12 protein-coding genes are annotated in these 16,037 nt (G+C 33.4%); 9 read left to right on the top strand and 3 right to left on the bottom strand.

Going from position 1 to position 16,037, the window contains the following annotated elements; genetic code table 11:
* The first annotated feature begins 140 nt into the window (after positions 1-140).
* The 8 genes from Q0829_RS22790 to Q0829_RS22755 all read left to right on the top strand — a co-directional run bounded on the left by Q0829_RS22790 (position 141) and on the right by Q0829_RS22755 (position 10,936).
* Positions 141-1,298 carry a homogentisate 1,2-dioxygenase gene (locus tag Q0829_RS22790; RefSeq protein ID WP_298547259.1) on the top strand — a complete coding sequence of 386 codons (1,158 nt, stop codon included), beginning with the start codon at positions 141-143 and terminating at the stop codon, positions 1,296-1,298.
* A 150-nt stretch (positions 1,299-1,448) separates the two neighbouring features.
* Positions 1,449-2,588, top strand: coding sequence for a 4-hydroxyphenylpyruvate dioxygenase (gene hppD, locus Q0829_RS22785; protein ID WP_298547257.1), 1,140 nt, complete (start codon positions 1,449-1,451; stop codon positions 2,586-2,588).
* 387 nt (positions 2,589-2,975) lie between these two features.
* On the top strand, positions 2,976-3,752 hold the full coding sequence (locus Q0829_RS22780) for a DUF3108 domain-containing protein (RefSeq protein WP_298547256.1): 777 nt from the start codon (positions 2,976-2,978) through the stop codon (positions 3,750-3,752).
* A complete protein-coding gene (locus Q0829_RS22775; protein ID WP_298547255.1) occupies positions 3,752-4,717 on the top strand; it encodes a tryptophan 2,3-dioxygenase family protein in 966 nt (321 codons plus the stop codon). Before Q0829_RS22780 ends, Q0829_RS22775 begins: the two co-directional genes overlap by 1 nt.
* Before the next feature lie 6 nt (positions 4,718-4,723).
* Complete coding sequence (locus tag Q0829_RS22770; protein WP_298547254.1) at positions 4,724-5,980, top strand: peptidoglycan DD-metalloendopeptidase family protein; 1,257 nt, start codon at positions 4,724-4,726, stop codon at positions 5,978-5,980.
* Between the two features lie 4 nt (positions 5,981-5,984).
* Positions 5,985-7,622, top strand: coding sequence for a glucose-6-phosphate isomerase (gene pgi / locus Q0829_RS22765; protein WP_298547253.1), 1,638 nt, complete (start codon positions 5,985-5,987; stop codon positions 7,620-7,622).
* Positions 7,623-7,798: 176 nt separating this feature from the next.
* Positions 7,799-10,402, top strand: coding sequence for a TonB-dependent receptor (locus Q0829_RS22760; RefSeq protein WP_298547251.1), 2,604 nt, complete (start codon positions 7,799-7,801; stop codon positions 10,400-10,402).
* Positions 10,403-10,495: 93 nt separating this feature from the next.
* Positions 10,496-10,936, top strand: coding sequence for a hypothetical protein (locus Q0829_RS22755; RefSeq protein WP_298547250.1), 441 nt, complete (start codon positions 10,496-10,498; stop codon positions 10,934-10,936).
* Here the strand turns inward: Q0829_RS22755 and Q0829_RS22750 are convergent.
* Positions 10,933-11,355, bottom strand: coding sequence for a secondary thiamine-phosphate synthase enzyme YjbQ (locus Q0829_RS22750; RefSeq protein ID WP_298547249.1), 423 nt, complete (start codon positions 11,353-11,355; stop codon positions 10,933-10,935). The genes Q0829_RS22755 and Q0829_RS22750 overlap by 4 nt on opposite strands.
* A gap of 100 nt (positions 11,356-11,455) precedes the next feature.
* On the opposite strand from Q0829_RS22750, the gene Q0829_RS22745 reads away from it, so the two are divergent.
* Positions 11,456-12,274, top strand: coding sequence for an HAD family hydrolase (locus Q0829_RS22745; RefSeq protein WP_298547248.1), 819 nt, complete (start codon positions 11,456-11,458; stop codon positions 12,272-12,274).
* A 262-nt stretch (positions 12,275-12,536) separates the two neighbouring features.
* Here Q0829_RS22745 and Q0829_RS22740 read toward each other — a convergent pair whose 3' ends face one another.
* Both Q0829_RS22740 and lepA read right to left on the bottom strand, forming a co-directional pair.
* Positions 12,537-13,892 carry a carboxypeptidase-like regulatory domain-containing protein gene (locus Q0829_RS22740; protein WP_298547246.1) on the bottom strand — a complete coding sequence of 452 codons (1,356 nt, stop codon included), beginning with the start codon at positions 13,890-13,892 and terminating at the stop codon, positions 12,537-12,539.
* Between the two features lie 100 nt (positions 13,893-13,992).
* Positions 13,993-15,789 carry a translation elongation factor 4 gene (gene lepA / locus Q0829_RS22735; RefSeq protein ID WP_298547245.1) on the bottom strand — a complete coding sequence of 599 codons (1,797 nt, stop codon included), beginning with the start codon at positions 15,787-15,789 and terminating at the stop codon, positions 13,993-13,995.
* Positions 15,790-16,037 lie beyond the last annotated feature (248 nt).

Raw genomic sequence — 16,037 nt, 5'->3', positions numbered from 1 at the left:
TGTTACTATGAGCTTGTATTGGCAGAATTTATTATTGCTACTACACTACCTTATCAAGCGAAATCCGGAATAAGGTAGGGGTTTACTATTTCATTACTTTTTTTCAAACCTAATAGTTAACACCATAATCTTTAAAAATCATGCCTTTTTATCATTCTTTAGGTAAAATACCTCCTAAGCGTCATACGATATTCAGAAAACCTGACGGAAATCTATATTACGAACAATTATTCGGAACTATTGGTTTTGATGGGATGTCTACTAATTCATATCACATCCATCGTCCCACTCAAGTAAAAGAAATTAAAGGAAGCTACAGTGTAGCTCCCGAAATTGCAATTAATAATAATATTAAATCCTATCGCCTTCATGGTTTCAAAGTAGCGCCAGAAAAAGATTATTTACAGAGTAGAAAAAATGTACTAACCAATAGTGATGTAAGTATTATTTTATCGGCTCCTCAGGAATCCACTTCTGATTACTTTTATAAAAACACTGACGCAGACGAATTAATTTTCGTACATCGCGGAAGTGGTAAATTCAGAAGCCACTTGGGAAATTTGGATTTTAAATATGGAGACTATATTTTAATTCCAAGAGGTACCATCTATAAATTGGATTTTGACACAACCGATAATCGTTTATTTATTGTAGAATCCAGAAGACCTATTTATACACCTAAAAGATATAGAAACTGGTTTGGACAATTACTGGAACATTCACCTTTTTGCGAACGAGATCTAAGAGCGCCTTATGAGTTAGAAAATAATGATGAAAAAGGAGATTTCTTAATTAAAGTAAAAAAGCAAGATGAGATCTTTGATATGATCTATGCAACACATCCTTTTGATGTAGTAGGTTATGACGGATATAGTTTTCCATATGCATTCTCTATTCATGATTTTGAACCAATTACAGGAAGAATACATCAACCTCCTCCAGTGCATCAAACTTTTGAAACGGATGCATTTGTAGTATGTTCATTTGTCCCAAGATTATATGATTATCACCCTGAGAGTATTCCTGCACCTTACAATCATAGTAATATCGATAGTGATGAAGTTCTGTATTATGTAGATGGTGATTTTATGAGCAGAAACGATATTGATGCAGGTCACATCTCTCTACATCCAGCTGGGATTCCACATGGACCTCATCCAGGTGCAGTAGAAAGAAGCATTGGTAAAACCAAAACAGATGAACTAGCTGTAATGGTAGACACTTTTAAACCGCTTATGGTAACCAAAGAAGCGATGAAAATAGCGGACGAAGAGTATCATAAATCTTGGTTAGATTAATAATATAGAAATATGAATCAATGTTAAATTACAGAAAAGATATATCAGCTCATCTAAGAGCAATGTGGTAAGTTTCATTCGGAAAATCTTGAAGATTTTATTGAAGAATGAATCTATTATCTAATTTTTACATTAACAAATTAAAATATTATGTCAACAAATATAACCTCTCAGAATTTAGAAAAAATAATTCCAGAAGCAGAAGATTTCTTGCCACTTTTAGGAACTGATTATGTAGAACTCTATGTAGGTAATGCCAAACAAGCTGCTTATTATTATCAAACAGCTTGGGGATTCCAGCCCATTGCATATGCCGGATTAGAGACGGGTCTTAAGGATCGAGTTTCTTATGTGTTACGACAAGATAAAATTACGTTGGTTCTTACTTCTCCTCTACAACCAGATGGTGAAATCAATGAACATATTAATGCACACGGTGACGGTGTAAAAGTAGTTGCCCTTTGGGTAGATGATGCAACAAAAAGTTATGAAGAGACTACCAAGCGTGGTGCAGAGTCTTATATGAAACCAACTACACAAGAAGATAAAGATGGTAAAGTTGTTTTCTCTGGTATACATACCTACGGAGAAACTGTTCATGTATTTGTAGAAAGAAAAGATTATAACGGAGTATTCTTACCTGGTTACATGCCTTGGAACAAACCCTACAAAACAGCATCTACCGGGTTAAAATATATTGACCACATGGTTGGAAATGTCGGCTGGAATGAAATGAACAAGTGGTGTGAATTTTATGCTAAGGTCATGGGCTTTGCACAACTGGTATCTTTTGATGACAAGGATATTTCTACAGAATATACCGCATTAATGAGTAAAGTGATGAGTAACGGTAATGGTAGAATAAAATTTCCTATAAATGAACCTGCTGAAGGAAGAAAAAAATCTCAGATCGAAGAATATATTGATTTTTATAACGGTGCAGGTGTACAACATATGGCACTAGCTACCGATAATATTATAGAAACAGTTACAGCACTTCAGAATCGTGGAGTAGAGTTTCTAACGGTTCCTGCTAGCTACTACGAAACTGTATTAGATAGAGTTGGAGAAATTGATGAAGATCTCGAACCTTTAAAAGAGCTTGGAATTCTGATTGACCGTGATGACGAAGGATATCTTTTACAAATTTTTACCAAACCTATTTTAGATCGTCCAACTATGTTTTTCGAAATAATACAAAGAAAAGGCGCGCAATCTTTTGGGAAAGGTAATTTTAAAGCACTTTTCGAAGCAATAGAAAGAGAACAAGAACAAAGAGGAACTTTATAACATAAATGCCTTGAAAAATTAAAGCAACATATGTTAATAAATTGAGATTATTGAAAAATTATTTGTTTCTGCCTAAATTTTTGTTAAATATCATAATAAAAAAACGTTTTCGTTTGATAATTATGCAAAAAAAGCGGATGTTTGTATTATAAGCGGAGTGGTTACTGCTTATACCAAAAACAATAATTATTCTCATAATTTAAGTTTTTAGTTGGTTAATAAAAGTAAAAGAGAGCTGTGGTGGCTCTCTTTTTTTATTACTTTTTTTAAAATTTAGTAATACTGTTGATTTTTATCTGTTTATATTATATAGTATTTTTGGAATGGATATTGTAAATATTGCTAACGAAAGTGTTTCCGTTAAACAAAACAACACCCAAAACAGTTATGAAAAGATATATTCTTTTATTCTTAATCTTTATTACAACTACTACCATTGCTCAAGACAGTCATAGTTCTTTTAATAGTGGAGAATGGTTTAAATTCAAAATTCGTTATGGAATTTTTACAGCTAGTTATGCTACCTTAGAGGTTAAGAATGAAACACTCAACGGAATGCCTGTACATCATATTGTGGGTACAGGGAAATCTTCAGGAGTTCTTAGCATGTTTTTTAAGGTAGAGGACTATTACGAAACATATGTCGATAAAAACGAAGTCAAACCTTATCGTTTTATTCGTAAGATTAATGAAGGAGGACACACTAAAGATATTGAGATTAATTTTGATCATGAAAACAAAAAAGCTTTAGTATTCAATAAAAAATACAACAAAAAGGAAACATTTACTGTCAAGGATAACATCCAGGATATGATGTCTTCATTTTATTATTTAAGAAATAATATTGATGTATCTTCGCTAAAAGAGGGGGATGAGCAATTAGTCAACATGTTTTTTGATAATGAGAATTATCTATTTAAATTACGCTTTTTGGGAAGAGAAACCGTTAAAATGAATGGTAATAAAATACGTTGTTTAAAATTTCGCCCAATAGTACAAGCAGAACGAGTATTTAAAGAAGAGGAAAGTTTGACAGTTTGGGTAAGTGATGATGATAATCGAATGCCTATTAGAATAAAAGCTGATATTCTTGTAGGATCTATTAATGCCGATTTAATAGCCTATAAAGGACTTAAACATCCTCTTAAAATTGTAATAGATTAATGGACGAATCCATAAAACCTGAGATTGCCGAAAAAATTAGGCAACTCGAAAAAAAGTTTAAAAATTCTGGTCAAGACCTGGGATCCTATCTAGATGGTTTACTACACGACCGATACCTAACTTATTGGGATTATATACATCTAGACACCTTACTTAGTCTACAAATCCCAAGAACACATTTCCCTGATGAGGAAATTTTTATTATGTATCATCAGATTACGGAGCTTTATTTTAAGCTAATTATTCATGAGCTAAAACAGATCATTGATGATAAATTACAGACTGCAGAGTTCTTTACAAAAAAACTAGACCGGATCAATAGATATTTTAGGGTATTGATAGACTCCTTTGATGTTATGATCAAAGGAATGGATCCGGAGCAGTTTCTAAAATACAGAATGTCATTATTACCAGCTAGTGGATTTCAATCAGTACAATTTAGATTGATAGAGATATATGCTACTCCTTTAACAAACCTGGTAAACAGCAAAGAAAGAAGTCAATTTTCTGAAGAAGACCCATTAGAAGAAGTATACGAACACTTATATTGGAAATCCGGTGCAACTGATATCAAGACTGGTGAAAAAACATTAACACTAAAACAATTCGAATATCGTTATACACCAAGAATGATGCGTATTGCTCATCAGGTAAAACAAAGTACAATTTATCACAGATATCTGGAACTTCCAGAAAAAGAACAAAATAATGTGCAGCTTATTAATGCATTACGTACTTTTGACACCAATGTGAATATTAATTGGTTATTAATGCATATGGGTGCCGCCTACAGGTATCTCAATAGAGATAAGGGTCAAGTATTGGCCACCGGAGGAACCAACTGGAAAAAGTTTTTACCCCCTAGTTTTCAAAGGATTATATTTTTTCCTGATCTTTGGAGCGCAGAAGAAAAAGAAAATTGGGGACAACAATGGGTTACCCATCAATTTAATACCACAAAATAGAGTCAGTTGAAGAATTTAGGTTACATACTACTTTTAGCAGTAGTATTGATTTCATGTCAGCAAGAAAAAAAAGAAGTAGAAGTAGTTCCCCCTAAGGTAATTGAAGAAATAAAAGAACCACCTACTGTTAAGGAATTTGGATTCAATCTTAACAACTTCAAGGTAGTTAGAGACACCGTACGTCCAGGTGATAGTTTTGGAGCTATATTAGATAGTCACGGTATTTCCAGGGCTAAAGTTTTTGAAATTTCGAATAAAATCAAAGACACCTTTAACGTTGCCAGGATTATGGCAGGAAAAGCATATACTCTTCTTAAGTCCAAAGACACTACAGAACAAGCGCAGATTTTTGTTTATCAAAATGGACTTATCGACTATACAGTTGTAGACTTTAGAGATAGTATTATTGCCAGAAAAAGTGCAAAACCAGTAAAAATAGTAGAAAGAATAGCTTCTGGAACCATAGAAAGTAATCTATCCCAGACGTTTGATGATATGAATCTTAGTTTTCTTGTTGCCTATAAAATGGCAGATATTTATGCCTGGACCATAGATTTTACAAGACTTCAGGCTGGAGATCAATTTAAAGTTATTTACACAGAGAAGTACATAAACGATACCATACCAGCAGGAATTGGCGAAATCAAAGCTTCGTATTTTGAACATCGAAGCAAACCTATATATGCGTTTAAATTCGAAGATGATACTATTAATGGTACATCCGATTATTTTGATCAAGACGCAAACAATTTACGTAGAGCTTTTCTAAGAGCTCCTGTTCAGTTTAGTAGAATTTCTTCGAGATATAATCTTAAGCGAAGAATACGATATTATGGAAATAAAATAAGACCACATCGGGGAACAGATTTTGCAGCTCCAGTTGGAACCCCCATATTAGCAACTGCAGATGGTACCGTTACTAAATCAGAACGTAGAGGTGGAAACGGAAAATATGTAAAAATTAGACACAATGCCACTTACGACACTCAATACCTTCATATGAGTAGAAGAGCAGTAAAGGTTGGTGAATATGTCAGACAAGGAGATGTTATTGGATACATCGGGATGACAGGAAATACCAGCGGACCTCATGTATGTTATCGTTTCTGGAAAAATGGTAAAGAAGTAGATCCGTTCAGAGAAGATTTGCCTGCCTCAAAGCCTCTAAATGATAGTTTAAGACCTGCTTATTTTAAGCATATAGAACCTATGAAAACAAAGTTAGACAGTATTATATTCAAACCAAAACAAGAAATTTTATAACCCAATGGCATTACCAACTATTAATCCCACCACCACAAAAGCTTGGGAAGCTTTACAAAACCATTTTGAGAATATAAAAGACTCTCATTTAAAAGACCTTTTTGCAAAGTCTCCCGATCGAGCAGAAATACTTTCTATCGATTGGAACGATTTTTATGTAGATTATTCTAAAAATAGAATTGATGAAACAACCAAAAAACTTTTAATAGACCTGGCCAAAGAGGTACAACTGGATAAAGCAATACAAAGTTATTTTGAAGGTGAAATTATAAACGAAACAGAAGAAAGAGCAGTATTGCACACAGCTCTTAGAACCTCATCAAGTAATACAGTTCATGTAGACGGAAAAAATGTAGTCCCTGAGGTATCTGCTGTAAAAAACAAAATAGAAGCATTTTGTGATAAGGTGATATCAGGCGAATTAAAAGGCTATACAAATAAACCTTTCACCGATATTGTAAATATTGGTATTGGTGGTTCTGATCTTGGACCAGCTATGATCACAGAGTCTTTAGAACATTATAAAAACCACTTAAATGTTCATTTTATATCCAATGTCGATGGTGATCATGTACATCAAAACTTAAAAGGTCTTGATCCAGAAACTACCTTATTTGTAGTGGTTTCAAAAACTTTCTCTACACAAGAAACATTATCTAATGCAACTACTGCCAGAACTTGGTTTACCAAACAGGCTTCTCTAGAAGCAGTGGGTAAACACTTTGTTGCTGTATCCAGTAATATTCCCAATGTAACGAAATTTGGTATTGATTCATCTAATATTTTCCCATTATGGGATTGGGTTGGAGGTCGTTTTTCACTTTGGAGCGCCGTTGGACTATCCATAAGCTTATCTGTAGGTTATAAAAACTTTGAATCTTTATTAGAAGGTGCTTATGAAATGGATGAACATTTTAAGACTGCTAGTTTTGAAGAGAATATACCTGTTATTTTAGGATTGCTTAGTGTATGGTATAACAATTTCTTTGATGCTGAAAGTGAAGCTATCATTCCATATTCTCAATACCTTCATAGATTACCAGCATATCTGCAGCAAGGCATCATGGAAAGTAATGGTAAAAGTGTGGATCGTAATGGAAATCCTATTGATTATCAAACAGGAACTATTATCTGGGGAGAACCGGGAACAAATGCTCAGCATGCATTCTTTCAGTTAATTCATCAAGGCACAAAACTTATTCCGGCAGAATTCATAGGTTTTAAACATTCCTTATTTGGAGACAAAGATCATCAGGATAAATTAATGGCTAATTTCTTTGCACAGACTGAAGCCTTAATGAACGGAAAAACTGAAGCTGAAGTGCTGGAAGAATTAAAATCCAAAAATCTTCCTGAAGACAAACTAAAACAGTTGATACCTTTCAAAATCTTTACGGGTAATAAACCAACTACTACTTTACTTATTAACAAATTAACTCCTAAAAATTTAGGAGCATTGGTATCTATGTATGAGCAAAGAATTTTTGTTCAAGGGGTCATCTGGAATATATTTAGTTATGATCAATGGGGTGTAGAATTAGGTAAGCAATTAGCTACAAAAATTTTAAATGAAATCGATAATTCGCAGATTTCTGACCATGATTCGTCAACAAAAACACTGTTAAAAAAGTATTTGAGTTAGATTTTTTTTGGTTAATAACTTTTGAATATTTTCAATTTGTTATAAATCAATTAAATACAAAATAAGATTACCTTAAAACCGTTAAAATTTTATGTGAAAAATTTTAACATTAAGATAATCTTAGATTGCGGAAAGATTTGTTTTTTTGCGCCAAACAATTAATTCAATTCATTATAATGAAAAAAATTACATTTTTATTTATTGTAATTCTTTTGGCAACGGTCTCAGGAACGTTTGCACAAGGAACAGTAACGGGAACAGTATATGATGCTGAATCGAATGCTCCACTTCCTGGAGCAAATATTTTGGAAGTAAGAACTAATAATGGAACTTCATCTGATTTTGATGGAAAGTTCTCATTAAAAGTTACTAATCAAAAAGGAATAGTAAACATTTCTTACGTTGGTTTTGGATCAAAAAATATTCCATATGACGTAACCAATGGAGATGTTGATTTAGGAATTATTACGCTAGCATTAGACAATTCTTTAGAAGAGATTGTAATTGTAGGTACGGGAGTTGTAGATTTAGCAGAGGACAGAAAAACTCCTATCGCAGTATCTACTATTAAAGGAGAAGATATTCAGTTAAAAGCTGCGGGTAATGTAGAATTTACAGAAACTATCAAAAATACTCCTTCGGTATACGTATCTAATCAAGCAGGAGGATTTGGTGATAGTCAAATTTTCTTAAGAGGTTTTGATAATACAAATACTGCAGTATTACTAAATGGTCAACCTATCAATAGCCCAGAAGATGGAAGAGTTTTCTGGTCAAACTGGGCAGGGATGTCTGATGTCGCTAATGCAGTACAAGTACAGCGTGGTTTAGGTTCTTCTAAATTAGCAATCTCATCTGTGGGTGGTACTATCAATATTATTTCTAAAACTACAGATCAGAAACAAGGTGGATTTGTTAGATTATTAGGTGGTAATGATAGTTATGGAAAAGCGACAGTTAGCTATAACTCTGGTCTGAATGACAGTGGATGGGCATTTTCAGTTTTGGTTGATCACTGGCAAGCGCATAGAAAATACTCAGAAGGTACTGCTGGTGGAGGACAAAATTATCTATTCTCTGTAGGGTATAAACCTAATGACAGAAATATATTTAACCTATTGATAACTGGTGCTCCACAATGGCACGAGCAAAATTTCTCTCAAGACTTAGAAGTATTTGAAGAATTTGGTGAAAAGCACAATAGAAACTCTGGTTTCTTAAATGGTGAGCGTTTTACAGAAAGAAGAAATTATTATCATAAACCTGTTGCCAATCTTAACTGGGATTTCGATATTAACGATGCTTTAGATTTATCTACAGTTCTTTATGCTTCATGGGGACGTGGAGGTGGAACTGGAGGCCTAGGTAGAGGTCGAGTACGTGTTAATGACAATGATAACGATAATATCGATTTTGATCGAATTGTCGAAAATAATATCGCTAGTGCGGATGCAAATGGATTTGGAAACTTTGGAGATTCTTATATCCGAAGATCTTCTGTTAATAATCATAACTGGTATGGATTACTTTCTAATTTAAATATTGAATTAGAAGAAAACTGGACATTCAACGTTGGGTTTGATGGAAGATTATATAGAGGTGATCACTTTAGACAAGTAAATGATTTATTAGGACTTAGTGGTTTCTTAGACAACTTTAGAACTGATAGACCTGACGATTATGTATTTACTGAAGAGTATGCAGCAGATCCTTGGTCAGCTCTTTTTGATTTTGCTGATGAGGCAAATCGTACACAATTCGATTATTCTGAGAATATCAATTATTTAGGAGGATTTGGTCAGGCAGAATATGCTACTGATAAGTTTTCTATATTCGCTCAAGCAGCAGTATCTACTCAATCTTACCAAAGAGAAGGTCGCTTTATTGGACGAGGTGAAGGTTTAGGTGACTCTGAAAAACTAAACAAAGTTGGATACAACTTAAAAGGAGGAGCTTCTTACAATCTTACTGAACAGCACTCGATATATGGTAATGCAGGGTTTTTCTCTCGTCAACCATTCTTAGATAATGTATTTGTAGACATCAGAAATTCTAACGAACTAGTAGATCCGGAAGTTGATAATGAAGAGATTACTGGATTCGAAGCAGGATATCGTTATAGAGGTAGCAACTTTGCATTAAATGTTGACGTATACAGAACTGAATGGGCGAATCGTTTCCTAAGTACTGCAGGTCCAGAACTAGCTAATGGTGATTTTAGTACTTATAGATTGACAAGTGTTGGGCAAATTCACCAAGGTGTAGAATTCGATTTCGAATACCGTCCAGATGGTGGGAAATGGAGATTAAAAGGATATGGTTCAATCGGTAACTGGAAATTCGAAGGAAACTCTCCTTTTACACTTGCGAACAATGATACTGCAACTATTATTGAAACAGGAGAAATCGAATTAACAGGAACTAAAGTTGGTAACGCTCCTCAGACATCATTTGGATTAAGTGGATATTTTGACATCTTCGATAACCTATCTATAGATGCTGATTATAATATATATGCTGATCTTTATGGTTTTGTTGATCCAGAAGATGTTGTACAAGCTTCAATTGATGGAGAGGTTTTCCAAGCACCAAGACTACCATCATATGACCTTGTAGATATAGGTCTTACTTATAAGTTTTACTTTGGTGACGACAAACTTACATTTAGAGGAAATGTAAAGAATTTATTTAATTCTTCTTACATTAATCAATTAGACTCTTTCGGTTATTTCTTAGGAATTGGAAGAACTTGGAATGCTAGTTTAAGTTATAAGTTTTAATAAAACACATTTTCAAAATAAAAAACCTCGCTCAAATTGAGCGAGGTTTTTTTATACATTATGTTTACCTTTGGATAAACTAAACACATTATTATGTACGAAGCTATACAAATCGTTCACTCTTATTGGGCATATCTAGTTGTTCTTATTGTAACCCTCGCAACGATCAATGCATTAATCGGTTTTTTTACTAAAAAAGAGTATGCTCCTAAAGATTTCAGAATATCACTTTTCTGTTTAATTGTTACACATCTTCAGCTCTTAATAGGAATTATTATATTCTTTGTTTCCCCTACTATTGTTTGGTTTACTGAAGGTATTGGAGTAGGTGAAATCATGAAAGATCCTTTATTAAGATTGTATAATGTAGAACATCCTACTGTAATGATCTTAACTGTAGTTTTTATTACTGTTGGATATTCTAAGCATAAAAAGAAGCTAACCTCAACTCCAAAGTTTAAAATGTTGGCAATTTTTTATACAATAGCCTGGTTATTAATGTTATCAAGAATCCCTTGGGCAAACTGGTTTTAAGAACCAAAAGCTGTTAATACGAGTTTTCTAGAACCTCCATAATTTCTATGTTCACATAGATAAATCCCTTGCCAAATTCCTAGATTAAGTTTTCCATGGGTAATCGGTATTTGAACAGAAGTACCCATTAACGAAGCTTTAATATGCGCAGGCATATCATCGGGACCTTCATAAGTATGTACATAATATGGTGCATTTTCAGGAACCATGCTATTTATATGACTTTCGAAATCCTGTCTCACAGTTGGATCTGCATTTTCGTTAATGGTTAGACTAGCAGAAGTATGCTTAATAAACACTTGTAGTTGTCCGATCTCAATCTGACTAATCTCTGAAACTTCAGAAAGCACCTTATCTGTAATCAAATGGAAACCTCTGGAATAAGGTTGAAGTTTTATTTCTTTTTGGAAAAATTTCATTTTTATAAAATTCTAAAAGCAATTTAATACAAATTTTATATTAATAATAGACTGTATTCTTTTTAACTCCAATACCTTTACTGTTTAAATTTTTGATCATATGGATTTATCCCAAATAAAACTTGTAGCTACCGATATGGATGGCACCCTTCTTAATTCTAAAGGAGAAGTAAGTCAATCCTTCTTTTATTTATTTGATGAACTAAAGAATTTAGGGGTTACCTTCGTAGCTGCCAGTGGAAGACAATATTATAGTATTGTACACAAACTAGACGCTATTAAAGATGATATGATTGTTATTGCGGAAAATGGAGCGTTAACCATGCATAAAGACGAAGAATTACAAACTACAGAAATTGATCGTCAAACCTATTTGGAATTATTAGAAATCACTAAAGATTTAAAAGGCTCGCAGGTAATATTATGTGGTCGTAAAAAGGCATATATAGAAGATTATGGCAAAGAATTCGAAAATATGCTAGATGAATTCTATGGCAGGTACGAAGTGGTCAAAGATTTATCACAGGTAATAGATGACCAATATCTAAAAATTGCTATATGCAATGAGAAAGGCTCCGAAAAATATTTATATCCAGCGCTAAAACATTTAGAAAATAGATTAAAAGTAAAAGTTTCTGGTAAAGTCTGGTTGGATTTATCCCACAACAATGCCAATAAAGGTCACGCACTTCATAATCTTCAGAAAAGTCTAAATATCTCTACCGAAGAAACAATGGTTTTTGGGGATTATAACAATGATCTGGAGATGATGTCACAGGCAACATACAGTTTTGCTATGCAAAATGCCCATCCTAATGTCAAAGCAGCAGCAAATTATAGTACTAAAAGTAATGATGAAAATGGTGTAGAATATATGTTAGCTAAGATGATCGAAGCAAAAAAAACAAACCTTATTTAATTCAGAAGTTTTGTACTATGAAGCAGCTATTTACAGAATTGAATCTGTAATTATTATGAAATGCAGGCCAATACAATAGAAATAATAAAAAAGTAAACGTATATCGGTTGCTTTGTAAAAAAATTCTGCATAGCTAATGATGTTATAGTTGTTTCTTTATGGTGCAAATATAAAAAAATATAGCTAACAGATACGTTTTGTCTTTAAAAAATGTATTTTAACTTGTTTTTTATTTTGTTTTGTAGGTTTTTTCTTAAAAAAATTATAGTTGACTATACAAATTGATTCTTGTTTTATCAATTTGATTTAAATCAATACTAAACAATCCAGAAGAAGGCATTTTAGAGATTCTGCTTTCTTCATACCCTCCTAATATTAAAAGTTTATCTTTATAACAATACATCTCAGAACCTTGTAAATACAAGTTAATTAAATACTCATTAAAAGTATTAGTATTAGTATCTAACGTATAGAGCTTACCATCTTCAAAAAAGTAAATCATGTGATCCATACTTGCAATAGCAGGGTTCTTAATATTCTTTGATAAAATTCCTATATTTTTCCATTTACCATTAGTCAGATTGAACGTGTGTAACTTCGCGGGCATATTATCATCAGAAATTTCAATCGTAAATATTTTATCATTTACCAGTGCTCCACGTATTTCATTTAAGAAAGGAATATTACCTAATTCATACCAGAGTCCAGTATTCAAATTATAAGTATGAATTTTATCCGAATATATCTTCTTCCCATTTCTCTTAATTTTAACAGACCCTCCCATAACAATTAGACGACTATCATATAAAAAAGAAGCGAAATCAGCTGCTTCATGGGGATTGGTATGATCTACAGAAACTTTGTTATCATTAAGATCAAAAACTTCAATTTTAGAATCAAGATATTCATACTTTCTGCCAACTGATAATTGCTTTCCTCCTAATGCATATATTTTATTGTTATAAAAATGAATATTATGATACGCCCTTTTTCTAAAATCTATGCGAGATGTATTCCAAGTATCAGAATCGATATCATAAATCATAAGGTCTCCCTTATAACCTTGCCAGTTTCTACTTCGGAAAAAAGATTTTCTTAAAAACTCTGAAAAAGGAGTAGTTGGATGTGTCAAACTAGGATCAACATCTATTGCTTGGATTTGAGACTTTACATTTGAAGAAAAATCACCTCCTTGAACATAAATTTTATTATCAACCAAGACAGAACCAAATGCATAAAGAGTTTCTTTCATATCAGAAAGAGCTTCAAACTTCACCACTGGTTTTAACTTCCTATCTGCATAAATTTCAACCTTGCTAAGCTCTTCAGGGTTTGGTGTAAGATAAACCGTTAATCTCTTTTTATTGATATCAGAGTATGGAACTTCTTTTGTTTTATAACCTAGATAAGAAAAATAAATAGTATCCTTATTCACATCGGTAAATGGTAAAGTAAACTTACCTTTAACATTAGTGACCGTACCTCTTTTCTGATTTTTCACATAGACGTTTACACCGCCTAAAGCTTTTCCATTTTGTGTATCTAATACAACTCCCTTAATATTTTGAGAAATTGATAGAAAAGGTACTAATAAAAGTAAGATAATGAGTTTTCTCATAGTTAGGGAATTTAACTGATATATAATTACCTAAATATAAGAAACTAACTAACACTTAACCAAAAACTTAACTACGTCTTAACGATTGTAGAGTCTTGGATTAATCATTCAGCTTTAGTACTGCCATAAAAGCTTCCTGAGGGATTTCTACATTACCAACCTGACGCATTCGTTTTTTACCCTTTTTCTGCTTTTCCAGTAATTTACGCTTACGTGAAATATCACCACCATAACATTTGGCAGTAACATCCTTACGTAATGCTTTTACAGTTTCTCGAGCGATAAACTTTGCTCCAATGGCAGCCTGGATCGGAATATCGAATTGCTGACGTGGAATTAACTCTTTTAATTTTTCACAGATTTTTTTACCAATACCATAAGCGTTATCCTTATGTAACAGTGCAGATAATGCATCTACTATATTACCATTAAGCAACATATCTACTTTTACCAGTTTTGATTCACGCATCCCAATAGGTACATAATCAAATGAAGCATATCCTTTGGACACTGTTTTAAGTCGATCATAAAAATCAAAAACAATCTCTGCCAGTGGCATATCAAAGGTAAGTTCTACACGTTCAGTTGTCAAGTAAGTCTGATTGGTAATCTCACCACGTTTCTCAATACACAGCGACATTACAGATCCTACAAAATCTGATTTTGTTATTATTGAAGCTTTTATATAAGGTTCTTCTACACGATTCATAGAAGAAGGGTCTGGTAAATCAGTTGGATTATTAACAATGATAATATCATCTGGATTTTTGTTGGTAAATGCATGATATGATACATTAGGTACTGTAGTAATCACTGTCATATTAAACTCACGCTCCAGTCGTTCCTGGATGATTTCCATATGTAACATTCCCAAGAAACCACATCGAAAACCAAATCCTAGAGCCGCGGAACTCTCTGGTACGAATACCAATGAAGCATCATTAAGTTGTAGTTTTTCCATAGAAGCTCTAAGTTCTTCATAATCCTCAGTATCTACTGGATAAATCCCCGCAAAAACCATAGGTTTTACATCTTCAAAACCTGCAATAGCATTTTGGGTAGGTGTTTTTGCATCCGTAATAGTATCTCCTACTTTTACTTCACGAGCATCTTTAATACCTGTAATTAAATACCCAACATCTCCCGTTTTGATAGATTTTTTAACAACTTGATTCAATTTTAATGTTCCTACCTCATCGGCAGAATAGTCTTTTCCAGTTGCCACAAACTTAATCTGCTGACCTTTTTTGATTTCACCATTCACAACTTTAAAATAGGTTTCTACACCTCTAAAAGAATTATAAACCGAATCAAAAATTAGAGCTTGTAATGGTTCATCCGGATTCCCTTCTGGAGGAGGAATTCTCTCTATAATAGCAGCAAGAATTTCTTCAATCCCAATACCTGTTTTGGCACTGGCAGGAATTACCTCTTCAGGATCACACCCTAACAAATCTACAATATCGTCAGTTACTTCTTCGGGATTTGCACTTGGCAAATCCACTTTATTTAATACCGGAATAATCTCCAGATCATTTTCTAAAGCTAAATATAAGTTAGAGATTGTCTGCGCCTGAATACTTTGAGCAGCATCAACGATCAGCAAAGCACCTTCGCAAGCAGCAATAGAACGAGAAACTTCATAAGAGAAATCTACGTGTCCTGGCGTATCAATAAGATTAAGGATATATTCTTCGCCTTTATACGTATACTCCATCTGGATTGCGTGACTCTTAATGGTAATCCCACGCTCCCGCTCCAGATCCATACTATCTAATAATTGTGCCTGAGCTTCACGAGCTGTAACAGATCCTGTGAAATCCAAAAGCCTATCCGCCAATGTACTCTTACCGTGATCAATATGCGCAATAATGCAAAAGTTTCTTATATTTTTCATGCTATCTCTTCAATTAGTTTTTGGGGCGTGACCCACCTTAGGCGGGTCGGGCTTTTCGTTTCAATTCTTCGCACTTCCTTCGTCAGGCTGCGGGATTTCCTCTACAATCCCTCACGCAGTTTCCACTACTGTAATGACTTGCAAATATAATCGATTTTAAAAGGTTTATATCATCTATCTAATCATTTTTAGACCTATCTAGCTTTAGAACGTGAAGATTCCTTATAATTCGTACTTTTGCTTCATAT

This window comes from uncultured Aquimarina sp. (assembly GCF_947492405.1).
Lineage (GTDB): Bacteria > Bacteroidota > Bacteroidia > Flavobacteriales > Flavobacteriaceae > Aquimarina.
This window is presented reverse-complemented; position numbering and strand designations above follow the sequence as displayed.